At 67.2% G+C, this 25,208-nt stretch carries 21 protein-coding genes; 7 read left to right on the top strand and 14 right to left on the bottom strand.

The features are described 5' to 3' along the window. Positions 1-106: 106 nt before the first annotated feature. Entirely contained in the window at positions 107-844 is a 738-nt protein-coding gene (fabG, locus tag ATO11_RS01360; protein WP_050529029.1) for a 3-oxoacyl-[acyl-carrier-protein] reductase, read from the bottom strand. 204 nt (positions 845-1,048) lie between these two features. Then, positions 1,049-1,978, bottom strand: a complete 930-nt coding sequence (gene fabD, locus ATO11_RS01355) for an ACP S-malonyltransferase (protein ID WP_278044273.1) — start codon at positions 1,976-1,978, stop codon at positions 1,049-1,051. A gap of 195 nt (positions 1,979-2,173) precedes the next feature. Here fabD and ATO11_RS01350 point away from each other — a divergent pair, with 195 nt between their 5' ends. Beyond that, positions 2,174-3,346 carry a cytochrome b/b6 domain-containing protein gene (locus ATO11_RS01350; protein WP_341271322.1) on the top strand — a complete coding sequence of 391 codons (1,173 nt, stop codon included), beginning with the start codon at positions 2,174-2,176 and terminating at the stop codon, positions 3,344-3,346. An 88-nt stretch (positions 3,347-3,434) separates the two neighbouring features. Here the strand turns inward: ATO11_RS01350 and ATO11_RS01345 are convergent, their stop codons facing one another. Together ATO11_RS01345 and ATO11_RS01340 are read right to left on the bottom strand one after the other, a co-directional pair. After that, on the bottom strand, positions 3,435-4,010 hold the full coding sequence (locus ATO11_RS01345) for a YceI family protein (RefSeq protein WP_050529027.1): 576 nt from the start codon (positions 4,008-4,010) through the stop codon (positions 3,435-3,437). Positions 4,011-4,133: 123 nt separating this feature from the next. Further along, on the bottom strand, positions 4,134-4,361 hold the full coding sequence (locus ATO11_RS01340; protein ID WP_050529026.1) for a hypothetical protein: 228 nt from the start codon (positions 4,359-4,361) through the stop codon (positions 4,134-4,136). A gap of 285 nt (positions 4,362-4,646) precedes the next feature. On the opposite strand from ATO11_RS01340, the gene rpsF reads away from it, so the two are divergent. Genes rpsF through rplI form a run of 3 tightly spaced genes read left to right on the top strand, consistent with a single transcriptional unit; the run spans position 4,647 to position 5,888 of the window. Next, on the top strand, positions 4,647-5,000 hold the full coding sequence (rpsF, locus tag ATO11_RS01335) for a 30S ribosomal protein S6 (protein WP_050529025.1): 354 nt from the start codon (positions 4,647-4,649) through the stop codon (positions 4,998-5,000). A gap of 17 nt (positions 5,001-5,017) precedes the next feature. Continuing rightward, on the top strand, positions 5,018-5,245 hold the full coding sequence (gene rpsR / locus ATO11_RS01330) for a 30S ribosomal protein S18 (RefSeq protein ID WP_005982441.1): 228 nt from the start codon (positions 5,018-5,020) through the stop codon (positions 5,243-5,245). A 13-nt stretch (positions 5,246-5,258) separates the two neighbouring features. Beyond that, positions 5,259-5,888, top strand: a complete 630-nt coding sequence (gene rplI, locus ATO11_RS01325) for a 50S ribosomal protein L9 (RefSeq protein WP_050529024.1) — start codon at positions 5,259-5,261, stop codon at positions 5,886-5,888. A gap of 102 nt (positions 5,889-5,990) precedes the next feature. Here the strand turns inward: rplI and ATO11_RS01320 are convergent, their stop codons facing one another. The 4 genes from ATO11_RS01320 to ATO11_RS01305 all read right to left on the bottom strand — a co-directional run bounded on the left by ATO11_RS01320 (position 5,991) and on the right by ATO11_RS01305 (position 12,761). Continuing rightward, positions 5,991-8,111 carry a calcium-binding protein gene (locus tag ATO11_RS01320; RefSeq protein ID WP_050529023.1) on the bottom strand — a complete coding sequence of 707 codons (2,121 nt, stop codon included), beginning with the start codon at positions 8,109-8,111 and terminating at the stop codon, positions 5,991-5,993. Positions 8,112-8,240: 129 nt separating this feature from the next. Continuing rightward, on the bottom strand, positions 8,241-10,592 hold the full coding sequence (locus ATO11_RS01315) for a TRAP transporter large permease (protein ID WP_050529022.1): 2,352 nt from the start codon (positions 10,590-10,592) through the stop codon (positions 8,241-8,243). Positions 10,593-10,607: 15 nt separating this feature from the next. Continuing rightward, positions 10,608-11,585: a TRAP transporter small permease subunit gene (locus ATO11_RS01310; RefSeq protein ID WP_082176080.1), complete on the bottom strand. Its 978-nt coding sequence runs from the start codon at positions 11,583-11,585 to the stop codon at positions 10,608-10,610. Between the two features lie 90 nt (positions 11,586-11,675). Then, a complete protein-coding gene (locus ATO11_RS01305; protein ID WP_050529021.1) occupies positions 11,676-12,761 on the bottom strand; it encodes a TRAP transporter substrate-binding protein in 1,086 nt (361 codons plus the stop codon). Between the two features lie 234 nt (positions 12,762-12,995). Between ATO11_RS01305 and ATO11_RS01300 the strand changes: the two genes are divergently transcribed. Together ATO11_RS01300 and ATO11_RS01295 are read left to right on the top strand one after the other, a co-directional pair. After that, the gene (locus tag ATO11_RS01300; protein ID WP_050529020.1) at positions 12,996-14,420 is read left to right on the top strand and encodes a cache domain-containing protein; all 1,425 of its coding nucleotides are present in this window, start codon (positions 12,996-12,998) and stop codon (positions 14,418-14,420) included. Then, positions 14,417-15,076: a response regulator transcription factor gene (locus ATO11_RS01295; protein WP_050529019.1), complete on the top strand. Its 660-nt coding sequence runs from the start codon at positions 14,417-14,419 to the stop codon at positions 15,074-15,076. The genes ATO11_RS01300 and ATO11_RS01295 overlap by 4 nt, the downstream gene beginning before the upstream one ends. Here the strand turns inward: ATO11_RS01295 and ATO11_RS01290 are convergent. The 6 genes from ATO11_RS01290 to ATO11_RS01265 form a co-directional block, all read right to left on the bottom strand. After that, complete coding sequence (locus tag ATO11_RS01290) at positions 15,059-16,456, bottom strand: amidase (protein WP_110553500.1); 1,398 nt, start codon at positions 16,454-16,456, stop codon at positions 15,059-15,061. The two genes, ATO11_RS01295 and ATO11_RS01290, sit on opposite strands and share 18 nt — an antisense overlap. A 41-nt stretch (positions 16,457-16,497) precedes the next feature. Further along, positions 16,498-17,241, bottom strand: a complete 744-nt coding sequence (locus ATO11_RS01285) for a hypothetical protein (RefSeq protein ID WP_050529018.1) — start codon at positions 17,239-17,241, stop codon at positions 16,498-16,500. Between the two features lie 171 nt (positions 17,242-17,412). Further along, a complete protein-coding gene (prfB, locus tag ATO11_RS01280) occupies positions 17,413-18,540 on the bottom strand; it encodes a peptide chain release factor 2 (RefSeq protein ID WP_050529017.1) in 1,128 nt (375 codons plus the stop codon). A gap of 107 nt (positions 18,541-18,647) precedes the next feature. Continuing rightward, positions 18,648-21,164: a penicillin-binding protein 1A gene (locus ATO11_RS01275; protein ID WP_050529016.1), complete on the bottom strand. Its 2,517-nt coding sequence runs from the start codon at positions 21,162-21,164 to the stop codon at positions 18,648-18,650. Between the two features lie 185 nt (positions 21,165-21,349). Then, positions 21,350-22,570, bottom strand: a complete 1,221-nt coding sequence (locus tag ATO11_RS01270; protein WP_050529015.1) for an N-acetylmuramoyl-L-alanine amidase — start codon at positions 22,568-22,570, stop codon at positions 21,350-21,352. Positions 22,571-22,637: 67 nt separating this feature from the next. Further along, positions 22,638-23,780, bottom strand: coding sequence for a pyridoxal phosphate-dependent aminotransferase (locus ATO11_RS01265; RefSeq protein WP_050529014.1), 1,143 nt, complete (start codon positions 23,778-23,780; stop codon positions 22,638-22,640). Positions 23,781-23,851: 71 nt separating this feature from the next. On the opposite strand from ATO11_RS01265, the gene ATO11_RS01260 reads away from it, so the two are divergent. Further along, positions 23,852-25,174 carry a M48 family metalloprotease gene (locus ATO11_RS01260; RefSeq protein WP_207382927.1) on the top strand — a complete coding sequence of 441 codons (1,323 nt, stop codon included), beginning with the start codon at positions 23,852-23,854 and terminating at the stop codon, positions 25,172-25,174. Positions 25,175-25,208: the final 34 nt, after the last annotated feature.

Here is a 25,208-nt window from a genome sequence, read left to right as displayed (position 1 = left end):
ACAGACTGGCCCCCACGCAAAGGCTGGACCCCTGCCTGATCTGCGCCGCCTATAGCACAGCGCGCGGCAGAGGCAAACGGAAACGCAAAACCCCCGCCGGCGGCGCTTACAACATGGCCATGCCGCCGTTGATGTGCAAGGTCGCGCCGGTGACATAGCCCGCCTCGGTGCTGGCAAGGTACAGGACCGCCGCCGCGATCTCGTGCGCGTCACCCATCCGTCCCGCCGGGATCTGGCCCATGATGTTCGACTTCTGGTCGTCGGTCAGCTTGTCCGTCATGGCGGTGGCGATGAAACCGGGGGCGACGGCGTTCACGGTGATCCCGCGGCTCGCCACCTCGTAGGCCAGCGATTTCGACATCGCCACCATCCCCGCCTTGGACGCGGCATAGTTCGCCTGGCCGGGATTGCCGGTCGCGCCCACGATGGACGAGATGTTCACGATCCGGCCCCAGCGCGCCTTCATCATGCCCCGCATCACGCCCTTGCACAGTTTCATCGTCGCGGTGAGGTTCACGTCCAGAACCGATTGCCACTCGTCATCCGACATCCGCATGAACAGGTTGTCGCGCGTGATGCCCGCGTTGTTCACAAGGATATCGACACTTCCCATCGCCTCGATCGCCTGTTTCGGCAATTCGGCCACGGCTTCCATGTCGCTCAGGTTGCACGGTAGGACGTGCGCCCGGTCGCCAAGTTCGCCTGCCAGCGCCTCGAGCGGGTCGGTGCGCGTGCCGGACAGGCCCACCGTCGCGCCCGCGCCATGCAGGACGCGGGCGATCTCGGCGCCGATCCCGCCGGATGCGCCGGTGATGAGGGCTGATTTGCCTGTGAGGTCGAACATTCTTGTCTCTCCTTCATCTCATGTCTCGCGCGAGACGCGCATCGTCGGGCCGCGGTGCGGCGATCCAACCGTGTTTCTGCGCACCTTTATGGGTGCCAAGTCCGGACGACATGCGAGCGATGCGCCAAGACCAGCCAAATCGCCGTGCCGTGGGGGCGGCCCGGCGATGCGCGGCGGCCTGCGGCCTTGATTCCGCGCAAGCAATTACCCCGCCGTCACCGCCGCCACGTCCTCGGGCGTGCCGACCTGGCTGCAGGCGATCTCGCGGTCGATGCGGCGGATCATGCCCGACAGGGCCTTGCCCGCGCCGATCTCCCACACCTCGGTCACGCCCTGCGCCGACATCCACATCACCGACTCGCGCCAGCGGACCGACCCGGTGACCTGTTCCACCAACAGCGCCCGGATGGTCGCGGCGTCGCTCACCGCCTCGGCCCGCACGTTGGCGACGACCGGCACGGCGGGGTCGCTCATCGCGACCTCGGCCAGCGCGCTCGCCATGACCTCGGCAGCCGGCGCCATCAGGTCGCAATGGAACGGGGCAGAGACCGGCAGCAGCATCGCGCGCTTGGCACCCTTGCCCTTGGCGATCTCGACCGCGCGTTCGACGGCGGCCTTGTGGCCCGACACGACGACCTGGCTGGGGTCGTTGTCATTCGCGGCCTGGCAGACCTCGCCCTGCGCCGCTTCCTCGGCCACCGCGCGCGCGGTGTCGAAATCGAGCCCCAAGAGCGCCGCCATCGCGCCCACGCCTACCGGAACCGCCTCCTGCATCGCGCGCCCGCGCGTGCGCAACAGCCGCGCCGCGTCGCCGACCGACAGCGCGCCCGCCGCCGCCAGCGCCGAGTATTCACCCAGCGAATGGCCCGCGACAAAGGCCGCGTCGGTGACCTTTACGCCCTCGGCCTCCAGCGCGCGCATCGCCGCCATCGAGGTCGCCATCAGCGCCGGCTGGGCATTGGCCGTCAGCGTCAGCGTCTCGGCATCGCCCTCCCAGATCAGGTTGGACAGCGCCTCTCCCAGCGCCTCGTCCACTTCCTCGAACACCGCGCGGGCGGCGGGATAGGCGTCTGCCAATGCGCGTCCCATCCCGATCGTCTGGGCGCCCTGCCCCGGAAACACGAATGCCTTCACGCGAACCTCTCCGCTGTCGTTTTCACCGTGGCGCCCGTGTTACCCAGCCGCCCTGTCTCGCACAAGCCCTGTGCGCCATGGCCCGATTGCATCCCCGCCCCGCCGGGTTATGTCTGGATCGTCACCGTTTGTATCACGCCCCGAGGTCCGAGGTCCGCCATGCCGCTTGCCAATTCGCCCACCACCTACGGGGGCGTGACCAAGTTCCTCCACTGGCTGACCGCGCTGCTGATCTTCACGGTGATCCCGCTGGGCATCGTCGCCTACGACATGCCCTATGACACGCCCGAAGACCTGGCCCGCAAGGCGCAGCTCTTCTCGCTGCACAAGACGGTTGGCGTATCGATCCTGCTGACCGCGCTGGTGCGCATCGCCTGGGCGCTGACACAGCCCAAGCCGACGCCCCTGCACCCCGAACGCCGCCTTGAAACGCTGGCCGCCGAAACCGTGCACTGGCTGCTTTACGGCTCGCTCGTGCTGGTGCCGCTGACGGGCTGGATCCAGCACTCCGCCACCACGGGCTTCGCGCCGATCTGGTGGCCCTTCGGCCAGTCCCTGCCCTTCGTGCCCAAGGATGACGACGTCGCGGGCACCTTCGCCGCGCTGCACACGATCTTCGAACGGGTGCTGGTCGTGTCGCTGCTCTTGCACATCGCGGGCGCGATCAAGCACGCGGTGATCGACCGCGACGCCACGCTGCGCCGGATGCTGCCGGGCCGCGTTCAGGTGAGTGCGCCGGTGCATCCCCACCGCCTCGCCACGCCCATCACCGCCGCGCTGGCGGTCTGGGCGCTGGCCATTGGCATCGGCGGCGGCCTCGGCCTCTTCGCGGCCAAGGCGCAGGCGGTGCAGGTGGCCGAATTGCAGGAGGTCGTCTCGGACTGGCAGGTGACCGAGGGCGAGATCGCCCTCACCGTCACCCAGTTCGGATCGCCCGTCACCGGCCGTTTCGCCGACTGGACCGCCGCCATCACCTTCGATGACCCGGACGCGCCCGGCCCCGCCGGCGACGTCACGGTCGAAATCGCCATCGGCTCCCTCACCCTTGGCTCGGTCACCGACCAGGCGATGGGCCCCGACTTCTTCGATGCCACCGCCCACCCCACCGCGACCTACGCCGCCGAGTTGTTCAAGGTCACCGACGGGTACGAGGCGCGCGGCACCCTCACGCTCAAGGGCACCAGCCTGCCCGTCAGCTTCCCCTTCTCGCTCGCCTTTGCCGAGGACGGCACCGCGACCATGTCCGCGCAACTGACCCTGCAACGGCTCGACTTCGGGATCGGCGCGAACATGGGCGACGAAAGCGCGCTCAAGTTCCCCGTCGAGGTCGCGCTGTCCCTGACCGCGTCACGCCCCGCTTCCGAATAGCTGGCGCTGCCGAGGGGGGCTGCCCGACACGAAACAGGCGCGCACCCCTCGGCGCGCGCCTTGCAAGGCCCAACTGTCCTGGCGGGGATCACTCGGCCTTCATCGCCTCGATCGAGATCCGCACCTCAAGCTCGTCGCCCACGAAGGGGGCGAACGCGCCCACCCCGAAATCGGACCGCTTCAGCGACGTGGTCGCGTCGAACCCTGCCCACGGTTTCTTGGCCATCGGATGCTCGCCCACCTGGTTCAGCGACGCGTCGAGCACGACCGACTTCGTCACCCCGTTCATCGTCAGATCGCCGGTGATCATGGCGGTGTCGTCACCCGTCACGTCGATGGAGGTCGAGGTGAAGGTGATCATGTCGCCCTCCGCCGCGCCGAAGAAATCGTCAGACATCAGGTGGTTGAAGCGCGCTTCCCAGCCGGTCAGCATCGATCGCACGGGCATCGCCACGCTGACCGAGGAATTGGCGGGATCGTCCTGGTCGAACATGATCTCGCCGTCGAAGCCCGAAAACATGCTCCACGTCGTGGAATAGCCAAGGTGGTTGTAGGAAAACAGCACCTGGCTGTGGCTGGCATCCAGCACGTATCTTTCAGGGGCGGCAAAGGCGGCAGAGGCCGCGATCAGCGCGGCGGCGCTGGCAAGGGCAAGGCGGGACATGGAAAACTCCGGTTACGGTATCAGGTCCGCGATACCTAGCGTCCCTCACCACCCGCTCAATTCCCCATGCGCCCACAGGCCCTGTGCGCGCGATCACACAGACCGCGCGACAAGGGGCACGCCCTAGCGGCGGCGGATCGTCAGGCTCAACGCCCCGGTGATCGCGAAGAAGCAGGTCAGCCCCAGCTTCAGAAGCGCCAGTTCCGCGGCCCAGTTCGCACCGGGCGCGATCCACAGCCCCACGGCGGCGGCGAGGAAAACGACGCCCACGAAGCGCGCGAGATAGGGAACGACGGGAACCTCGACCGGCTCGGCCGACCGCGGTTTGGAGAAGGTTTCGGTGATAGCCATGATATGCCTCGACTGCTCGTTTTTTATTGTTCTCGATTTCGCAACAAAACTGGGCGTCTCGCGGGCATGGTTGCGGAATTTCGGGGGTGGTTTTCCGGCAGGCGCGCGGCGCGATTGCGGCCCTTGCGTGGCAGGCCCCGCGGGACTTGCGCTTTGACCCCGTTGCCCCTATGACGGCGCATCCCTGTACGAGCGATCACCCGCGCGGTCTCTCGTGGATGGGGGTGCAGGGATTTCTGCCCCGTCCTTTGAAACGCGCCTCGATATAAATGGAACGGAGTAACCATGCCTCTTTACGAGCATGTCTTTATCTCGCGTCAGGACCTGTCCAACACGCAAGCCGAAGGCCTCATCGAACATTTTGGCACCGTGCTGTCCGACAATGGCGGCAAGCTCGTGGATCACGAGTACTGGGGCGTCAAGACGATGGCCTACAAGATCAACAAGAACCGCAAGGGCCACTACGCCTACCTGCGCACCGATGCACCGGCACCGGCCGTGCAGGAAATGGAACGCCTGATGCGGCTGCATGACGACGTCATGCGCGTGCTGACGATCAAGGTCGACGAACACGCCGAAGGCCCGTCGATCCAGATGCAGAAACGTGACGAACGCGACGGCCGTCGCGAGCGCCGCTAAGACAGGAGACCCGACAGATGGCAGCAAAACCCTTCTTCCGTCGCCGCAAGGTCTGCCCGTTCTCGGGCGATAACGCGCCCAAGATCGACTACAAGGACACGCGGCTCCTGCAACGCTACATCTCGGAACGGGGCAAGATCGTCCCGTCCCGGATCACGGCCGTTTCGGCCAAGAAGCAACGCGAACTGGCCCGCGCGATCAAACGCGCCCGCTTCCTCGCGCTTCTGCCCTACGCCGTGAAGTAAGGAGACCTTCGACATGCAAGTTATCCTTCTGGAACGCGTGGCCAAGCTGGGCCAGATGGGCGACGTCGTCGACGTCAAGCCCGGCTATGCGCGCAACTACCTCCTGCCGCAGAAAAAGGCGCTGACCGCGTCCGACGCCAACATCGCCGACTTCGAAGCGCAGAAAGCGCAGCTCGAAGCGCGCAACCTGGAGACCAAGAAAGAGGCCGAGGACATGGCCGAACGTCTGGGTGGCCAGCAGTTCGTCGTGATCCGCCAGGCATCCGACGGCGGCAACCTCTACGGCTCGGTCACCACCCGTGACGCCGCAGACGTCGCGACCGAGGCGGGCTTCTCGATCGACCGCAAGCAGGCGATCATCGAGAACCCGATCAAGGAACTGGGCCTGCACACCGTGCTGATCACGCTCCACCCCGAGGTCGACTGCACCATCACCCTCAACGTCGCGCGTTCGCCGGAAGAGGCGGAACTGCAGGCCTCCGGCAAGTCGATCCAGGAACTGGCGGCTGAAGAGGAAGCGCAGGCGGAATTCGAGATCGCCGAACTGTTCGACGATATCGGCGCGGCCACGTCCGACGACGAGGACCTCGCCGAGGCCGTCGAAGATCAGGGCGAAGACGCACCCGCCGAAGACGAAGACTGAGTCCTCGCTTCACCAGACCATGCAAAAGGCCGCGCCGGGATCACCCGCGCGGCCTTTTCATGTGTCCCGAAGCCCCGGCGCCAGCGCGGCGGGTGGCCCGTGTCAGAAGATCAGCGTGTCACCCGCGCCCAGCACCAGCCCCACATCGTCCAGCGCCGCGTCCAGTTCGACACCCAGCACGGTGACCCGCCCCGCATCCGCGCCGGTGCCCGCGTGGTCGAAATGCAGAACGGTGTCGAGCTTGCCGTCGCCGTCCACGTCGCGGATCACAACCTGGTCCAGTTCGATCCCGGCGGCTGTGCCCTCGATCTCGATCCCGTCAAAGCCCTCGCGCATGTCGGTGATGGTGACGTTGCGCAGATGCGCGTCGGCCTCGTCCGTCCAGCGGAAGATGAACGTGTCGGCATGGCCGCCACCCGTCAGGGTGTCGTTGCCGTAATGATCCGCCACGCCCTCGACGATCAGAGTGTCTTTGCCGCCGCTGCCGTTGAGTGAATCGTGGCCGTTGCCGCCGATCAGCACGTCCGCGCCCGATCCGCCGCCCAGCATGTCGTTACCGGCGCCTCCGTCCAGCACGTCGTCGCCCGATCCGCCGCTCAGCGTGTCGTGGCCGATGCCGCCGAACAGCTCGTCCGCGCCCGCGCCGCCGCCCAAAACGTCATTGCCCGCGTCTCCGTAAAGCGAATCCTCGCCCGTGCCGCCGCTCAGCGTGTCGTGCCCGTCTTCGCCGCACAGCACGTCCGCGCCGCGCCCGCCGATCAACTCGTCCGCGCCCATGCCGCCCGACAGCGTGTCGTTGCCGCCACCGCCCTGCAGCCAGTCGTCGCCGCCCTGCCCGCACAACACGTCGTCGCCCACCGACCCGTCCAGCCGGTCATTGCCCCAGCCGCCGTTCAGCGTGTCGTCGTCGTGGTTGCCATACAGGCTGTCATCGCCCGACCCGCCATCCAGCTGGTCGTTGCCGCGCCCGCCGGTGACGCTGTCATTGCCGTTGCTGCCATACAGCAGGTCGGGATCGGCGCCGCCGCGGATCGTGTCGTCGCCCAGCCCGCCATTGATCGAATCGAACCCGGTATGGCCGCGCAGCAGGTCGTTGCCGTCGCCGCCCTCCATCAGATCGTGACCCATCCCGCCGTTGAGGTAATCGGCGCCCGCGCCGCCCCACATCCGGTCGTCACCGCCCTCGCCGCGCATGAAGTCGTCGCCATCGGCGCCGATCAGCAGGTCGTTGCCCGACTCGCCTCGCATGAAGTCGTCGCCGTCATTGCCGAACAGCGAGTCGTCGCCCAGGTCGCCCCGCAGCGTGTCGTCGCCCTCGTTGCCGATCAGCGTGTCGCGCCCGAAGCCGCCGCGCAGGTAATCGTTGCCGAACCCGCCCTTCAGCGTGTCATGGCCCTCGTGCCCCATCACGGTGTCGTCGCCGTCACCGCCGAACAGGAAATCGTTGTCCTCGCGGCCCAGAAGCGTGTCATTGCCCAGCCCGCCGGTCAGCCGGTCCGACAGCGCCGTGCCCAAAAGCAGCAGGGCATCCGTCTGGGTGCCCGACGCGGTAAAGACCGCACCCCGGCCACCCGGCGGGTTCGAGAAGACGCTGAGGTCCACGTCCTCGCACTCGCAATCCTGCCAGTCGGTCGTGCCCGTCGGCCCCTGCCGCCCGGACGTCCCGTCATCCACGCCGCCGCTTCCCGTGCCGGTGCCGCCCGTGTCCGAGCCTTCGCCACTGCCGCCGCCCGAGCCGGTGCCACCGGTATCCGAGCCTCCGCCACCGTCGCCGCCCGAGCCGGTACCGCCGGTATCCGAGCCGCCGCCACCGTCGCCGCCCGTGCCGGTACCGCCCGAACCGGTGTCGCTCCCGCCCGTGCCGGAGCCACCCGTCCCGCCGGACCCGGTTTGCGTACCACCTGTATCGGTGCCACCGCCGCCGCTGCCCGTGCCACCGGCACCCGACCCGCCGGAACCTGAATCGTCGTCGGACGTGTGGCCGTCGCCACCCGATTCGCCAGAGCTTCCGGTGTGGTCTGTGTCGTCGTGATCCGAACCGGTGCCGCCACCGGACGTGTCGTCGGGCTCGCTCACCACGCGGTAATTGTCGCTGCGTCCAAGCCGTTCAAGCTCGTACCCGGCCGCGATCAGGTCGTCGTATTCCTGCTGGGTCGGGACATGCGCGATATCGCTGTTCCCGCGGTACTCGGGATAGACGTTTCCGTCGGCATCGTAAGGCATCAACACACTCCATCGCGCGCAAGGCCACCGCGAACCGGCGGTGACCAACGAGAAATGGTTAATGCGAGTCTGGGGTTATTTTGTGGCGACAAGGCGGTGACAATCAGCACCGCCCTGTCGCCGCAGGGATCAGTTCGGGATCAGGCTCGGCACGATCGTCACGATCGACGGGAAGGACCACAACAACGCCAGCCCCACCACCTGGATCAGAACGAAGGGCACGATCCCGCGATAGATATGCGCCGTGGTGACCTCCTTCGGGGCCACGCCGCGCAGGTAGAACAGCGCGAACCCGAAAGGTGGCGTCAGGAACGACGTCTGCAGGTTCACCGCGATCATGATCGTCACCCATTTCGGATCGAACGTCCCGCCATAGATGACCGGCCCCACGATCGGGATCACGATGTAGATGATCTCGAGGAAGTCGAGCACGAAGCCAAGGATGAACAGGACCAGCATCACGATCAGGAAGACCTGGAATTCGCTGTCGAACGATTTCAGGAATTGCTGGATGTAATGCTCACCCCCGAACGAGATCACCACGAGGTTCAGGATCTGCGACCCGATCAGGATGGTGAACACCATCGAGGTCACCTTGGCCGTTTCCCGCACCACCGGCGTCAGCACGCCGTTGGTGTAAAGGATCCAGCACGAGAACAGCAGTCCGAACAGCGCGTACAGGTAGGCGGCATAGGCCACGAAGAAGGCGATCCAGCTTTCCGCCGACACGTCGTCGAGGTTGATGCGCAGGTCGAAATTGATGCCCACGAGGATGCAGACCACGATCGCCAGCGTCGACCAGATGATCACCTTGGGCGACCGGTCGATATCCTTCAGCTTGCGGTAGGCCGCCAGCATGATCGCCCCGCCCGCGCCCAGCGCCGCCGCCGGTGTCGGGTTGGTGATACCGCCAAGGATCGAACCAAGCACGGCAATGATCAGGATCAGCGGCGGGAAGACCACGCGGATCAGCTCGTTCTGCGCGCAGCGCTTGGCGGCTTCCGCCGCACCGTAGAGGATCAGCGCGAAGGGTATCGCCATGATCGCCACATAGGCCGATGACGACATCGCCGGTCCGATCAGCAGGATATCCGCGATCAGCGCCAGCACGATCCCCAGCGCCCCGATCAACAGCGGCCTTGGATCGGCGGTGGGCTTGACCCCCCGCGCGATGGCAATCACCAGCCCGAGGATCACAAGCATTACCGCCGTGCCGGTCCCGATGGGGGCCGCGTCGTCGATCTTGGCCTGCGTGGCGGCGGCGATCTCTTCCTCGGTCAGCCGTTCGGACTGCCCGACGCCACCCTCGGCATCCAGCGCCGCCTGCTGCGCGACCGCCTCGTCCCACTTCTCCTGCCCGTGCAGCTCGATCATCGAGGCCTTGCACTCGTCGCTCACATTGGTGCGCAGGGTGGCGGATTGCTTGATGTCGCTGAAGCCCGACACGACGGTCGACTGGCTGCCGACCATGCCCACCTGACCCAGCACGATGGTGCCGACGACGATCAGGACGGGCACGCCCAGGAACCAGGTAAAGGCCTCGCCCCGCGTCACCGGCTCCCCGGTCGCTTCGCCGGTCGCGACGGCAGGCGCCTTGTCGGGGTTCAAGAGCGCGTAGCCGAAGGCATAAAGCGCGTAGAGAAGCGCAAGCAGGATGCCGGGCAGCAGCGCCGCCTGGAACAGCGTGCCGACCGACACGACCGCCGGTTCGCCAAGATAGGTCAGCGCGTCGGTACAGCCCTCGGACTGCGCGCGCTTCTCCTGCGCGGCGGAATACAGGTCCCCCGCCAGCGTGCCCAGAAGGACGATCACGATGGAGGGCGGAATGATCTGCCCCAGCGTGCCCGAGGCCGCGATCACGCCGGTGGCGATCTCGGGCGAGTAGTTGTTGCGCAGCATGGTGGGCAGCGCCAGAAGGCCCATCGTCACCACCGTCGCGCCCACGATCCCGGTCGAGGCGGCAAGGAACGCCCCCACCACCACGATGGACACGGCAAGGCCGCCCGGCAGCGGGCCGAAGACGCGCGCCATGGTGGTCAAGAGGTCGTCGGCGATCTTGGACCGCTCCAGCGTGATGCCCATCAGGACGAACATCAGCACCGCCAACAGCGTCTCGATCGACTGGCCGGCCAGGACGCGCTCGTTGATGCGGTTGGTGATGCCGGCGATGACGCGCTTCATCGCGTCCTCGTAGCCGCGCGGGAAGACCTCTTCCGAAATGGTCGGCAGGTCCGGGTATCGGAACAGCGATATGTCGTTGGGATGCACCCCGCTCGACACGAGGTCGCGATAGGCCTGCGCGGTCGGGTCCGCGGCCACGTGGATCAACAGGCCCGCGCTGTCCAGCGCGGCGATGATCCCGAAGGAGATGATGCCCGCCCCGCCAATGGCAAACGCCACCGGGAAGCCGGACAGGATGCCCCCGAACAGGCACAGGAACACGATGATGAGGCCGATCTCGACGCCGTCTAGTCCAAACATATCAATCGTCCGATCTTAGTGTGTGCCTTCATAGGCATCTTCGCCCTCGCCCAGCGTATCGCGGTCGAGGTATTTGCCTTCGCTCTCCTCGCCTTCGACGAATTCGAGGTACGAGCGGTAGAAGAACGCGATCGCGTGCAGGAAGATGAGCCCGGCAAAGGCCACCAGCAGGATCTTGAAGATGAAGTAGCCGGTGAACCCGTTGGGGCTGAACCCCACCGTCTCGACGTTCCAGCGCAGCGCGCGCGCCTTCAGGACCAGCCGGTCCAGCCCGTCGGTCGCGTTCACCTTCGGCACGATCAGGTGCCGCCACAGGAAATACCAGCCGTACATCCAGACAAGGATCGCACCCGGCATCATGAAGAGGATCGAACCCACCATGTCGATCACCCGCTTGGTGCGGTGCGACACGGCGGAATAGATCAGGTCGACGCGCACATGCCCGCCCTGCACGAAGGTGTAGGTGACGCACAGCGCCACGACGAGCGCGTTGTACAGCTTCAGTTCCTCGGCGAACCACGAGATGTCGAATTCCAGCGGGATGCCGAACCCGATCGAGATGTCGGGCCGCGTGAAGATGCGCTGCATGAACACGATGACGATCTGCTGCAGCACCATCAGCAGGCCCGCCCAGGCAAAGAAGCGCCCGACGCCGTTGGCGATGGCCTCCAGCCCCACGGTCACGCGCCACATGAAGCGGTTATTGTAGAAACCGTAGGCCGTGACGGCGAGCACGATCACGAGCGTGATGAAGAAGAACTCCACCGAACCGCCGTAATAGACGAATTTCATCAGCGATTGCTTGTCAGGCAGGGAATTGTCCCAGCTCAGCCAGTTGAGGATGCCGATCTCGGCCGGGTCCTCGCTGGTGCGCCACAGGCTGCCGGTGAACACCGACAGGATGTTGAGGATCGCGGTCCAAAGCTGGGCGAAAAACCATCCGGCACCGCTCACCAGCGCCGATCCAAAGCCCGCGGCCTGTTCGGTTTCCATGAAGTCCCCCCTCGGCCCGGCTTGGCGCGGGCCCGGCAATCGTCAGGAAAGGCCCGCCGCGACGGGCGGGCCTTCCGGTAGCTTGATGGCTTATTCGCCGCCCAGCACGCGAACGCGCTGCTGGACGTAGTAGCCGTCCGACTTGCTGATCCACGAGGCGGAGTTCGCCAGCGAGGCTTCGAACGACTGGCGGACACGTGCAAACAGCTCGTCGCCCATGTTCTCGTCCATGACCTTCTTCGATGCCGCGCCGAACGCATCCCAGACATCGTCCGAGAATTGCAGCGTCTTGACGCCCTGCTGCTGCAGACGCGCCAGCGCCGCACCGTTGTTCGACAGGGTTTCGGCCAGCTGGTAATGCGTGGTCGCCATCGACGCGTAACGCAGGATCGCCTTGTGCTGGTCGCTCAGCTCGTTCCAGACGTCGAGGTTGACCGATGCCGCCAGAGCCGAGCCCGGCTCGTGGAAGCCCGCGGTGTAGTAGATCTTCGCGACTTCCTGGAAGCCGGCGCGTTCGTCGGCCATCGGGCCAACCCACTCCAGGCCGTCCAGCGCACCCGAGGACAGCGCCTGGTACAGTTCGCCGCCGGGGATGTTCTGAACCGATGCGCCCAGCTCGCCCAGCACCTTGCCGCCAAGGCCCGGCATCCGGAACTTGAGACCGTTGAAGTCGTCGGCCGAGTTGATTTCCTTGCGGAACCAGCCACCCGACTGCGAGCCCGAGTTACCGGCCAGCAGACCCTTCAGGTTGAAGATCTCGCCCAGCTCGTCGTGCAGCTGCTCGCCGCCGCCATGGTAGTACCAGTTGGTCACTTCCTGCGCGGTGCCACCGAAGGGCACGGCGGTGAAGTAGGCATAGGCCGGGTGCTGACCGATGAAGTAGTAATCGGCCGAGTGGTATAGGTCCGCCTGGCCCGACGACACCGCGTCGAACACTTCCAGCGCACCAACCAGCTCACCCGGAGCCTTCTTGTCGATGAGCAGGGTGCCGTCCGACATTTCGCGAACCATGTTCTCGAAATAGGTGGCGGCATCGTCCAGCACGGCAAACCCGCGCGGCCACGACGTGACCATGGTCAGCGTGCGTGCGTGGCTGCCGGCAACTGCCGGTGCGGCCAGCGCGGCGGCGCCTGCGCCACCCAGTGCGGACGTTTTCAGAAAGGAGCGACGATCCATGAGGTTTCCTCCCGTATAACACAAGCGCAACGCGGAAGCTCCCGCGCGCGCGGATCGTGATCAGTGCGCGAAACCTACGCCGAAGGCCCGCGCCGCTGAATACCCAATGCTACGGAGTTTGGCCGCCAATCCTGCCAAAAATGACCTTTCCTCCCGGTATACGTGTCACGAAGCCGCTGAACTCACTCCGATTCGCGCTTTGATTCGGGCCGCGGGATGGCTACGATTCGTGCCATGAACGGACATCTCGCCCGCCCCCGGCTCAGCTATGGACAAAAGCTGTTTCTGCTGGCCACGGTGCCGCTGATCTGCGCGGTCGCGGCGATCTCGGTGCTGGTGCTGAACCAGTCCCGCGCGCTGGCCGAACGCGAGATCCGCCAGCTCGAACGCCAGATGATCGAGGCCAAGAAGGCCGAACTGCGCAACTACGTCACGCAGGCCCGCAACGGGTTCTACTTCATCTACGGCCGCGCCGCGCCCGATGACGACGAGGCCAAGCAGCAGGTGATGCAGATCCTGTCGGCGATGATCTATGGCGAGGAGGGGTTCTTCTTTGTCTACGATTACGACGGCAACAACCTTGTCTCTCCCCGCCAGACCGACCTGATCAACGGCAACTGGATCGACCTGAAAGACAGCGCCGGCACGCCGGTCGTGGCCGAGTTCATCGAAACCGCGCGGTCGGGCGCGGGATATGTCGAACATCTCTGGCCGAAACCCTCCACCGGGCAAGAGGCGCAGATGATCACCTACGTCACCTCCTTCCCGTCATGGCGGTGGGCGGTGGGAACGGGCGTCTTCATCGACGACGTGCTCGCCTCGGTCGCCGCCGCGCGGGCGGACGTGGAACAGCGCGTGCAGCAGACCTTCCTGACCATCGGCGCGATCACGCTGCTGGCGCTGATGCTCGTGTTTACCTCGGGCATGTTCATCAACGTCCGCGAACGCCGCCTTGCGGATGTGAAGCTGAAGGCGCTGACCGAACGCGTGTTCGACGCGCAGGAGGAAGAACGCGGCCGCGTGGCGCGCGAATTGCATGACGGGATCAGCCAGTCGCTGGTGGCCGTGCGCTACGCGCTCGACGCCGCGCGGCGACGCCTGACATCCGGCACCGACGGGGCCGCCGACACGCTGGATCGCGGGATTTCACAACTCTCCGGCGCCATCAACGAGGTCCGCCGCATCAGCCGCGACCTGCGCCCCGGCGTGCTGGACGACCTTGGCCTCGGCCCCGCGCTGAAGGCCCTGACCGACGATTTCCGCACCCGCACCGGCATCACCACCGATTTCTCCACCGTGGTCTTCCGCAACCGGCTCGACCCCGATGCCAAGATCGCGCTCTACCGCATCGCGCAAGAGGCGCTGACCAACATCGAACGCCACGCCCAGGCCAGCCACGTGTCGATCGACCTGCGCGGCCACCGCCGCGGCGCGACCCTGCGCATCGCCGACAACGGCGTCGGCCTCCCCGCCGACCAGACCGGCGCCACCCGCGGCCTCGGCCTGCGCAACATGCAGGAACGGATCGAACAGCAGGACGGTACCCTGCGCATCCTGTCGAGCCGCAACGGCACGGTGATCGAGGCACAGGTGCCGCTCTCGCACATCCTGCGACCCGAGGCGACCAGCGCCGAAGAGCAAGACAAGGCCCGCGCATGACACTCGACACCCCGCCCCTGCCCACCCGTGTCGTGATCGTCGACGACCACCCGATGGTGGCCGAAGGGATCGAGGCGATCCTCGAAAGCTATGACGACATCGCCGTCGCCGCGACCCTGTCGGATGCCCGCCAGATCGTCGACCAGGTGTCCGACCTCGCCCCCGACGTGGTGCTTCTGGACCTGAACATGCCCGGCATGTCCGGCCTCGCCGCGACCGAACTGATCCTCGAAAAACGGCCCGAGACGCGCATCCTGATCCTGTCGATGCACGACAGCGCCGAATATATCTCGACCGCGATGAGCCACGGCGCGATGGGCTACGTGCTGAAAGACGTACCGACGGACGAAATCTATACCGCGATCACCCGCGTCATGGCCGGAGAGACGTATCTGTGTACCGGCGCCAAGGGATCGCTCACCCCTCCTGATGGAGGGTCTCGCGAGGCGCTCACGGGCCGCGAGCAGACGATCCTTCTGCAACTGGCGCAGGGCAAGTCGAACAAGGAAGTCGCCATCGCGCTCGATATCTCGGTGCGCACGGTCGAAACCCACCGCAAGAACATCAAGCGCAAGCTGGGCATCTCCTCGACCGCCGGGCTGACGCGCTATGCGCTCGAACACGGCGTGCTGCAGGGGTCAGGCCCCTTGCGCTGAGGGCATCTCGGGCGGGCGCGCATCGGGCCAGCCCGTCGCGCGGTGCCACATCTCGGCCATCCCGATCAGCGCCGCGTCGCTGCCCTGACGACCAACCAGTTGCAGCCCCACGGGCAGGCCGTTTGTGCCGAACCCCGCCGGCACCGCGATGGCGGGCAAGCCGATCAGGCTCGCCGGGATCACCACCTCCATCCAGCGGTGATAGGTGTCCATCGCCACGCCCGCGATCCCGGTCGGATGCACCAGATCCACGTCGAACGGCCAGCACTGTGCCGTCGGCAGCGCCAGCGCGTCCACCTCGTCAAACAGCCCTGCCGCCCGCGCGAACCAATCTGACCGGATCACGCTCGCCGCATGGACCTCCGCCGCGCTCAGCGCCCGCCCGCGCTCGATCTCCCAGATCGCCGCCGGTTTCAGCGCCGCGCGCATCTCCGGGTCGTCGTAAAGCGGCCCCAGCGCGCCCGCGACGGCCCAGGACCGCAGGCAGATCCACGACCGCCACAGCGCACCCGCGTCGAACGGCGCCGCCATCTCGACCACCTCGAACCCCGCGCGCCGCATCTCGTCCAGCGCCGCCTCGCAGGTCGCCAGGACGCCCGCCTCCATCGGATAGGCCCCGCCCCAGTCGCCCAGCCAGCCGATGCGCCCCGTCCTCGGCTCCACATCCTCCGCCCGGAACAGCCCGCGCCCATGCGGCTGCATCGGATCCGGCCCCGCCTGCACCTCCAGCAGTTGCGCCAACCCTTTCGGGCTGCGCGCCATCGGTCCGTTCGTGGCCAGCATGTTGAGAAACGTGTCGCCCTTACGCGCACCTGGCACCAACCCGAAGGTCGGCCGCATGCCATAGACATTCGCCCACCCCGCCGGGTTGCGCAGCGACCCCATCATGTCCGACCCGTCCGCGATCTCCAGCATGCCCGTGGCCAGCGCCACCGCCGCCCCGCCCGACGACCCGCCCGCCGACAGCGCGGGGTCATAGGCGTTGCGCGTCGCCCCGTGCACCGGGTTCACCGTGTGACTGCCCAGCCCGAATTCAGGCGTGTTCGACTTGCCGATGACGATCGCCCCGGCGGCCCGCATCCGTGCCACGAACAGGTCATCCTCCACCGCCACCTGCCCCGCGAACAGGGGTGACCCCATCGAGGTCGGCAACCCCTCCGCATTCGCCAGGTCCTTGATTGCCACCGGAACCCCCGCCAGCGGCCCCTCCCGCGCGCCCCGCGCCTCTGCCAGCAAATCCGCCTCGGACCGAAGCGACACCAGCGCGTTCACCTCCCCGTTCACCGCGCGGATTTGCGCCAGCGTCGCCTCCATCACCGCCTCGGGCGTGGCGGCAGAGGACAATCGCGCGGCAATGTCGGCAAGAAGCATCGAAGTCATGACAGGTCCCGGATCAGGTTCGACCCATGCTGCGATCCGGCTCAGCCGGTTGCAAGCCTCTCGTGAAACACCCGGTACCCGCTGATTGGCGCGGGACAGGCAGGTCCCTCCTCGGTCTCCGCCAACAGCAAGTCCTCCACCACCCGCGTGGCAGTCGGGTACCACGGACGTCCCGTCGCAAGCGGCGTGTCGTCCGACCCCACATCGTACGGCAACGGCAGGATCAGCAACACCCTGCGCGGCGCGAGCCACGGCTTCTCATGCACCGGCGCCCGCGCCACAAGGGCGTCATGCATGGGCCGCGACAGGAACAGCGACAGATCGAACCGCCGCCCGTCACCCTCCTCGTCCCGCCCGACAAGGTTGGCGCGTTGCTCCAGCCGACACCACGTCGCCGCATCCGGGCCCTGCATCGCCACCCGGATACGCACGTTCCCCACCAATCCGGTCCACAACGGCACGCCGATCTGCGCACCCCACACCCGCGCCTCGTCCCGCGACAGCCACTGCCCACTCAAGGAAGACACCCCGAACCCCGCACGCCCCGGCTCCTCCGGCACCCCCGCCAACACCGTCACGGCCACGCAGTCCGGATCGCCCGGCAACTTCGCCCCCCTCGGCAAAACCGAAGACGTCAGACCCTCGACACGCGGCACCTCCGGCACCCCCGCACCACGCCGGTCATGCGGCTCCAATCGCCACCCGCGCTCCCGCGCCACCGCCTCGAACTCCGCGATCCGCTCCGCATACCGATCCATCACCGCCCCCTCGCGCGACCCGGCCATGCAAAAGACCACACCCGCACCTTCTTCTCTTCCAAAATATGTCCGCCGGAGGCTCCCGCACCCCGCCACACGCGCACCATCCAAACCCTGCGCACCACCCCTGCAAAACGAAAGGCGCGGGCCGTCAGGCCCGCGCCCCCGCCGCGACGCGCGTTAGCGCGGCGCAAAACCTCAATCGTCGGATTGCGCGTCCGCCCGGCTCATGCCGGCCACGTCCATCGCCAGCGTCGCCGCCATGAACCCGTCCAGATCACCGTCCAGCACCCCCTTGGTGTCCGATGTCTCGTAATTGGTGCGCAGGTCCTTCACCATCTGGTAGGGCTGCAACACGTAGGACCGGATCTGGTTGCCCCAGCCGGCGTCACCCTTGGCCTCGTGCGCCTCGTTGATGGCGGCGTTGCGCATGTCCAGCTCGCGCTGGTAGAGGCGCGATTTCAGCGCCTTCATGGCGATGTCGCGGTTCTGGTGCTGCGATTTCTCCGAACTCGTCACCACGATGCCGGTCGGCACGTGGGTGATCCGAACCGCCGAGTCGGTGGTGTTCACATGCTGCCCGCCCGCGCCCGAAGACCGGTAGGTGTCGATCCGGATATCGGCCGGGTTCACCTCGATCTCGATGTCGTCGTCAACCACCGGGTAGACCCAGACCGAGGAAAACGACGTGTGCCTCCGCGCCGACGAATCGTAGGGAGAGATGCGCACCAGCCGGTGCACGCCCGATTCCGATTTCAGCCAGCCATAGGCGTTGTGCCCGCTGATCTTGTAGGCCGCGGACTTGATCCCCGCCTCCTCGCCCGCTGTCTCGGACTGCAACTCGACACTGTATCCCTTGCGCTCCGCCCAGCGCACGTACATCCGCGCCAGCATCGAGGCCCAGTCGCAGCTTTCGGTGCCGCCCGCGCCCGAGTTGATTTCAAGGAAGGTGTCGTTGGCGTCGGCCTCCCCGTTCAGCAAGGCCTCCAGCTCCTTCTGCGCCGCCTTCTCCCTCAGCGCCTTCAGCGCCGCCTCGGCCTCGGCCACGACCTCGGCATCGTCCTCCATCTCGCCCAGTTCGATCAGCTCGATATTGTCGGCAAGGTCCTGCTTGATGCCGTCATGGGTGGCGATCTGGTCGACCAGCGTCTGGCGCTCGCGCATCACCTTCTGGGCATGGGCCGGGTCGTTCCACAGTTCGGGATCCTCGGCACGGGCGTTGTATTCCTCCAGCCGGTGATCGGCGGTGTCGCGATCCATCCGCTGGGCCAGAAGCTCCAGCGACTTCCCGATCTCTTCGACCACGTTCTGAATTTCCGCGCGCATCGGCCTGCCTCGTCCGGGTTCGGTGTGTTGCAGGGTGATACGGGGCAAACACGGGGAGAGGCAAGACCTCCCCCGCCCTGATGGGCGGTGTCCGCCCGGTCAGCCGGTCAGAACAGGCCGCCCGACGACAGCGTGCCGAAACTCGCCTTCGGCCCGACCTTGACGGTCTTGCCGGTGGTCGTGGTCACGGTGGTCGCTGCGGTGTCGCTGTTGAACAGGTCGAAATTCGACCCCATGGCAAAGCCGCCATCGAAGGTGATGCCGAAAACCGGCGTCTCGCCCTCGCGGAAACACTCGGCCACCACGTTCTCGCCCTTGGCGCCGTCCGACAGGCGTGCGCCGGTGAAACGGTCGATATTGATGAACTCGCAGCCTTCCGGCACCTCGAAGGCGCCGCCGCCATAGACCTTGACCGCGTCCGCCATGAACCGCTGGAAGACCGGTCCACACATGCCGCCGCCCGACGCGCCCTTGCCCAGCGACGACGGATCGTCGAACCCGATATAGCAGCCCGCGACGATGTTCGACGAAAAGCCCACGAACCACACGTCCTTGGAATCGTTCGTCGTGCCGGTCTTGCCCGCGATGGGCACGCTCAGGTTGATCGCCCGCTTGGCCGTGCCGCGTTCCACCACGCCTTCCATCATCGAGGTCAGCTGGTACGCCGTCACCGGGTCCATCACCCGCTCGCGCTGCGACACGATCCGGGGCCCGCGCCCCTCGTCCAGCGCGGGCGCGTCGCAGTTCACGCAGGTGCGCGGGTCGTGGCGATAGACGGTCTTGCCATAGCGGTCCTGCACCCGGTCGACGAGCGTGGGTTCCACCCGCTCGCCGCCATTGGCGAACATCGCGTAGGCCGCGACCATCTTGTAAAGCGTTGTCTCCTGCGCGCCCAGCGCGTTGGCCAGCACCGGCACCGCCGTGTCGTAGACCCCGAACCGCTCGGCATAAGAGCCGACGGTGCGCATCCCCACCTCTTCGGCCAGGCGGATGGTCATCAGGTTCCGCGACTGCTCGATCCCGGTGCGCAGAGGCGTCGGCCCGTAGAACTTGTTGGACGAGTTCTTGGGCCGCCACAGGCCCTGCGGCGTGTTGATCTCGATCGGCGCGTCGACCACGATCGTCGCCGGTGTATAGCCGCTGTCGAGCGCGGCTGCATAGACGAACGGCTTGTAGGCCGAACCGGGCTGGCGTTTCGCCTGCGTCGCGCGGTTGAAGACCGAATGCTGATAGCTGAACCCGCCCTGCATCGCGATCACGCGCCCGGTGTTCACGTCCATCGCCATGAACGCGCCCTGCACCTCGGGCACCTGCCGCAGCGTCCAGCGGATGAAGGAGCCATCGGCATCCGCCGTCATCGCGCGCACATGCACCACGTCGCCGGGTTTGAAATTGTCGACGAAGGATCCGCGCATCCACTCGATATCCTTGCGCGGCACGACGGAGGGGCGCGCCTCGGTCTCCTCGACGCCCTCGATCCCCAGCCGCATCTGCCGGTCGCCCACCTCGCGCACGACGGCGACCTTCCACGGGTTCTCCAGCACGATATCGCGCGGCACGTTGACATCCGACAGCGCCTCGCGCCACGCGGCCTCGTCGCCCAGCGTCTCCGCCGGGATGGTCTTGCCGGTGCCGCGCCACGTGCGCAGGCCCCGGTCGTACTGCTCCAGCTGGCGGCGCAGCGCGTCGGCGGCGGACAATTGCATCTCGGGGTCGATGGTCGCGCGCACCGTCATGCCGCCGGTAAAGAACTCGCCCTCGCCGAACTCGCGGCTCAACTGGCGGCGGATCTCGTCGGTGAAGTAATCCCGCGGCGGCAGCGCGCTCTGGAAGCTCTCGAAATCGCCGTTCTGCACCGACCGCACCGGCATCTCCACCTCGGTCTCGTAGACCGCCTCGGAGATGTAGCCGTTCTCCTTCATCTCCTTCAGGACGAAGTTGCGGCGGTTCCGCAGCCGCTCCACCTGCCGCACCGGATGGTATTGCGACGGCGCCTTCGGCAGCGAGGCAAGGAACGCCGCCTCGTGCGGTTTCAGATCGCTCAAGGGCTTGTTGAAGTAGGTCTGGCTCGCCGCCGCCACGCCATAGGAGTTCTGCCCGAGGAAGATCTCGTTGAGGTACAATTCGAGGATCTGGTCCTTCGACAGCGTCTCTTCCACGCGCGAGGCAAGGATGATCTCCTTGATCTTCCGCTCCGCCCTCCGGTCACCCGACAGAAGGAAGTTCTTCATCACCTGCTGCGTGATCGTCGACGCGCCGCGCACGTTCGACCCGCGCGACCGCACCGCGTCCACCGCCGCCGATGCGATGCCGCGCACGTCGTAGCCGTCATGCACGTAGAAATTCTTGTCCTCGGCCGAGATGAAGGCCTGCTTGACCAGCGGCGGGATTTCGTCCGCCGGCGCGAACAGGCGGCGTTCGCGCGCGAATTCGTCGATGATCCGGCCCTCGGCGGAATAGATGCGGCTGATCGTGGGCGGCTTGTAGCTGGCCAGCGATTCGTGGCTCGGCAGGTCCTGGCTGTACATCCAGAACACCGCGCCGATGGTGATCCCGACCATCATCGCCCCCAGCGTGATGACGCTGAAGATCCCGCCGAAAATCGAAAACACGAAACGGATCACGTGATTCTACCGCCTTGCTGGGTCAAACACCTGCGCCCCCCGCGCCGGATACGTGCCCCGGATATACTCTGACCCGCCAGCAGGGTCAAAACACGAACCCATCCGGGGGCGAATTGCCGCCGCGCATCGGGGAAACACTCCGCCGCGTTGCACGGGTTTGTTTCCATATTGGAAACGCCGGGCGGTCATTGCCGCCTCAGCGGGGCCAGCGCCGCATCCTCCAGCACCCACGCGATGATCCCGTCGCGCACGCCCATCACCATGCGCCCGCGCCACTCGGCATCCTGCAACCGGTCAAGATCCGCCTGCGTCGACAGGAAACCCACCTCGACCAGCACGCTGGGAATGTCAGCGGCCTTCAGTACCGAGAACGACGCCCGCCGCAACGGGCGCTTGTGCACCTCGCCCACCGCGTCCTCGATCCGCTCGACAAGATGCCGTGCCAGAGCCTCGGACCTCGGGGCCGTCTCGGTCCGGGCCAGGTCCATCAGCACCCGCGCCACCTCGTCCTCCGCCCCGGTCAGGTCGACACCCGCCAGAAGGTCCTCGCGGTCGTGCCGCTCCGCCAGCGCGGCAGAGGCCGCGTCCGACGCGTCCTCGTCCAGCACGTAGACCGTCGCCCCCTGCGCATGACCGTCGGCCAGCGCGTCGGCATGCAGCGACACGAACAGGTCGGCATCCGCCGCCTTGGCGAGCGCCACCCGGCGTTCGAGGGCCACGAAGGTATCGCTGTCGCGGGTCAGCACGGCATCCAGCCCCTCGGTCCGCCTGATCGCGTCGCGCAATTCGCGCGCCAGCCGCAACATCAGGTCGGCTTCCTTGACGCCCGCCGCCTCCGCCCCCGGATCGATCCCGCCATGGCCCGGATCGATCATCACCACGATCGCGCCCCCGGCGCCCAGTTCGGCGCGCGGCGGCGCGACGTCCGCCGGGTCGGGCAGGTCCCAGCCGGGCAGGTCCGGCACTGCCGCGACGGCGGCATCGAAGGTCTCGCGGTCCGCCCGCGCCATCTCTACCGTCAGCACCGCGCCGCCGGTATCGACCTGCAGCCCGGCCTCGGTCACCACCATCGGCTCGGCCAGGTCAAGCACCAGCCGCGACCAGCCCGGCTGGAACGGCCCGAACCGCACGCCGCCCACCCGGTCCGACCGGTCGAAGCCTTCCGCAGTCAGGCCGGTCCAGTCCACTTCCCGGAAATCGAGGATCACCTGGTCCGGCGCGCTCCGCATCCGCACGCGGAACGGCACGCCCTGCGACAGGTGCAGCGCCATGCGCGCACCGCCGCGCCGGTCCTCCAGCACCGACGCCCCGGCATCGACGCGGGCCAAGGCGGAAAAGTCCTGCGCCGCGGCGGCGCAGGCCACAAGGGCCAGCAATCCCGTGATGATCCACGTCGTCCAGCGCATCGCCCGACCCGGTTGTTCCTGCTCTGCCGCCACTATCGCGCGGCGGCCGCGCCGGGTGCAAGCGCCCTCAGCGATCGGCCATGAAGGCGGCAAGCCTGCGCAGCCCCTCCTCGATATCCTCGGTCGCGCCGGCATAGGAAAAGCGCACCGTGCGGTTGCCGCGCACCGGGTCGAAATCGAGCCCCGGCGTGATCGCCACGCCCGCCTTCTCCAGCACCTCGGCACAGAAGGCGAGCGAATCGTCGGTATGTTCGGACACGTCGGCATAAACGTAGAACGCCCCGTCCGGCGGCGCGATCTTGTCGAACCCCGCGCGCAGCAGGCCCTTCAGCATCAATTCCCGGTTTCTCGTGTAGACAGACAGGTTTGCCTGGCATTCCTCATGCGCTTCCAGCGCGCCAAGTGCGGCCACCTGCGCGGCATGCGGCGCGCAGATGAAGAGGTTCGCGGCAAGGTTCTCCACCCGCCGCACCATGTGGTCGGGCACCACCATCCAGCCCACGCGCCAGCCCGTCATGCTGAAGTATTTCGAGAAGGAGTTGATGACGATCACCTCGTCCGACACCTCCAGCGCGCTGACCGCGCGGGTTCCGTAATCCAGCCCATGATAGATCTCGTCGCTGATAAACGCCGCGCCCGCCTCCTGCGCCGCTTCGATCAGCGCCGCCAGCGCCGCGTGGTCCAGCATCGTGCCCGTGGGGTTGGCGGGCGAGGCGACCAGCAGCCCGTCCAGCGCATGCGCGGCAATGTCGTCCGCCACCGGTTGCAGGCGGTTTTCCGCCCGCGTCTCGATATCCACGGCCTCGATCCCCAGCGCGCGCAGGATCTGGCGGTAGGACGGGTAACCCGGCCGCCCGATCCCCACCCTTTCACCACTGTCGAACAGCGCGCTGAACGCAAGGACAAAGGCCCCCGACGCCCCCGCCGTGACCACGACGCGGGCGGGGTCGAGCGTGATTCCGTACCACTTGTCATAGAGTTGCGCGATGGCCGCGCGCAATTCCGGCAGCCCCGTCGCCTGCGTGTAGCCCAGCGGATCGCCGCCCAGCGCTTCGGCCAGCCGGGCGGTCGCTGCGGCGGGGGCGCCGGTGGCGGGCTGGCCCACCTCCATATGCACGATATGCCGCCCCGCGGCCTCTGCCGCGCGGGCCGCCGCCAGCACGTCCATCACGATGAAGGGATCGACCGCCCCGCGCCTTGAGTTCCGCATCTCTCCCCCCCTATGGTCGCGCGACAGGACGCCCCGCTCCGCGGGCGTCGCAAATGGAGCCGCCCTCGTCAATGCACCGCGCCCTCGTTCGCCTCGGCCTCGCGGCCTGTCTCGTGGCCGCCACCGCGTTCGCGGCACAGGCGCGCGGCCTGCTGCGCGACGCCGACATCGAATACGCGCTGAAACAGGTGGCGACGCCGGTGCTGCGCGCCGCCGGGCTCAGCCCCAGCTCGGTCCGCATCCTCGTGGTGAACGACAACACGCTCAACGCCTTCGTCGCCGACACCCAGCACATCTTCATCAATTACGGCCTGCTTCTGAAGCTTGACAGCGCGCCGGCCCTGCAGGCGGTCATCGCGCACGAGGCCGCGCATATCGCCAACGGCCACCTCACCCGCCGCGCGGGCAACCTGCGCACCGCGCGCACCGTCGCGGGCCTTGGCGCGGTGCTCGCCGCCGCCGCCGCCGTCAGCGGCTCGCCGCAGGCCGCCGCGGGCCTTGCACTCGGCACCGCCGGATCGGCCCGGCGCGTCTTCTTCGGCCATACCCGCGCCGAGGAGTCAAGCGCCGACCAGACCTCCATCCGCCTGCTGGTCCGGGCGGGCATCCCGGTTCAGGGCGCGCTCGACGTGATGGAAATCTTCGCGGGGCAGGAACTTCTGCGCCCCGGCCGTCAGGACCCCTATGCCCGCACCCACCCGCTGTCGCGCGACCGCCTGCGCGCGCTGCGCGCGCAGGCGCAGGCCTTCGAGGATCGCGGCAAGCCGAACCCGGCCGGCGAATACTGGTTCCAGCGCGCCAAGGGCAAACTCAGCGCCTTCACCCGCGCGCCCGGCTGGACGTTCCGCCGGTCCAAGGAAAGCCCCTCCGCCGATATCCGCCACATGCGCGAAGCCATCGCCTATCACCGCCAGTCGAACCTGAAAAAGGCCACCGCCTCGATCGACAAGGCGCTGGCGCTGCGCAAGAACGACCCGTTTCTCCTTGAACTCAAGGGACAAATCCAGCTTGAAAGCCGCCAATACGCCGCCGCCGTGGCGACCTACAAACGCGCCTCCGCGCTCGCACCGGGCGAGGCGCTGATCCTCGGCGGCTATGGCCGCGCCCTCTTGGCGGCCAAGCAATACCGCGCCGCGCTGCCGATTCTCGAACGCGCCCGCGCCGCCGATTTCCGCGATGCCCGCATCCTGCGTGACCTGTCGGTGGCCTATGCGCGGTCGGGCCAGAACGGCATGGCCTCGCTCGTGACCGCCGAACGCTATGCCCTGCAGGGCCGCCTGAAGGATGCCGAGTTGCACGCCAAGCGCGCGGTCGACCTGCTGCCCCCCGGATCGGGCCCCGCCCGCCGGGCGCAGGACGTGCTCAGCGCCGCGAAACGCGCCAAGCGCCGGTAAGCCAAGCGGCGCGCGCCAAAACTCCCAGGACCTT

The organism is Pseudaestuariivita atlantica, from assembly GCF_001205715.1.
Classification (GTDB): domain Bacteria; phylum Pseudomonadota; class Alphaproteobacteria; order Rhodobacterales; family Rhodobacteraceae; genus Pseudaestuariivita; species Pseudaestuariivita atlantica.
This window is presented reverse-complemented; position numbering and strand designations above follow the sequence as displayed.

Coding starts and splice junctions, on each gene's coding strand:
- ATO11_RS01285 (WP_050529018.1), bottom strand. CDS start 17,241: ATGGCCGGGTCGCGCGAGGGGGCGGTGATGGATCGGTATGCGGAGCGG.
- ATO11_RS01300 (WP_050529020.1), top strand. CDS start 12,996: ATGAACGGACATCTCGCCCGCCCCCGGCTCAGCTATGGACAAAAGCTG.
- ATO11_RS01290 (WP_110553500.1), bottom strand. CDS start 16,456: ATGACTTCGATGCTTCTTGCCGACATTGCCGCGCGATTGTCCTCTGCC.
- ATO11_RS01305 (WP_050529021.1), bottom strand. CDS start 12,761: ATGGATCGTCGCTCCTTTCTGAAAACGTCCGCACTGGGTGGCGCAGGC.
- ATO11_RS01260 (WP_207382927.1), top strand. CDS start 23,852: ATGCACCGCGCCCTCGTTCGCCTCGGCCTCGCGGCCTGTCTCGTGGCC.
- ATO11_RS01315 (WP_050529022.1), bottom strand. CDS start 10,592: ATGTTTGGACTAGACGGCGTCGAGATCGGCCTCATCATCGTGTTCCTG.
- rplI (WP_050529024.1), top strand. CDS start 5,259: ATGCAAGTTATCCTTCTGGAACGCGTGGCCAAGCTGGGCCAGATGGGC.
- rpsR (WP_005982441.1), top strand. CDS start 5,018: ATGGCAGCAAAACCCTTCTTCCGTCGCCGCAAGGTCTGCCCGTTCTCG.
- ATO11_RS01345 (WP_050529027.1), bottom strand. CDS start 4,010: ATGTCCCGCCTTGCCCTTGCCAGCGCCGCCGCGCTGATCGCGGCCTCT.
- ATO11_RS01270 (WP_050529015.1), bottom strand. CDS start 22,570: ATGCGCTGGACGACGTGGATCATCACGGGATTGCTGGCCCTTGTGGCC.
- ATO11_RS01340 (WP_050529026.1), bottom strand. CDS start 4,361: ATGGCTATCACCGAAACCTTCTCCAAACCGCGGTCGGCCGAGCCGGTC.
- prfB (WP_050529017.1), bottom strand. CDS start 18,540: ATGCGCGCGGAAATTCAGAACGTGGTCGAAGAGATCGGGAAGTCGCTG.
- fabG (WP_050529029.1), bottom strand. CDS start 844: ATGTTCGACCTCACAGGCAAATCAGCCCTCATCACCGGCGCATCCGGC.
- ATO11_RS01320 (WP_050529023.1), bottom strand. CDS start 8,111: ATGCCTTACGATGCCGACGGAAACGTCTATCCCGAGTACCGCGGGAAC.
- ATO11_RS01265 (WP_050529014.1), bottom strand. CDS start 23,780: ATGCGGAACTCAAGGCGCGGGGCGGTCGATCCCTTCATCGTGATGGAC.
- rpsF (WP_050529025.1), top strand. CDS start 4,647: ATGCCTCTTTACGAGCATGTCTTTATCTCGCGTCAGGACCTGTCCAAC.
- ATO11_RS01310 (WP_082176080.1), bottom strand. CDS start 11,585: ATGGAAACCGAACAGGCCGCGGGCTTTGGATCGGCGCTGGTGAGCGGT.
- ATO11_RS01295 (WP_050529019.1), top strand. CDS start 14,417: ATGACACTCGACACCCCGCCCCTGCCCACCCGTGTCGTGATCGTCGAC.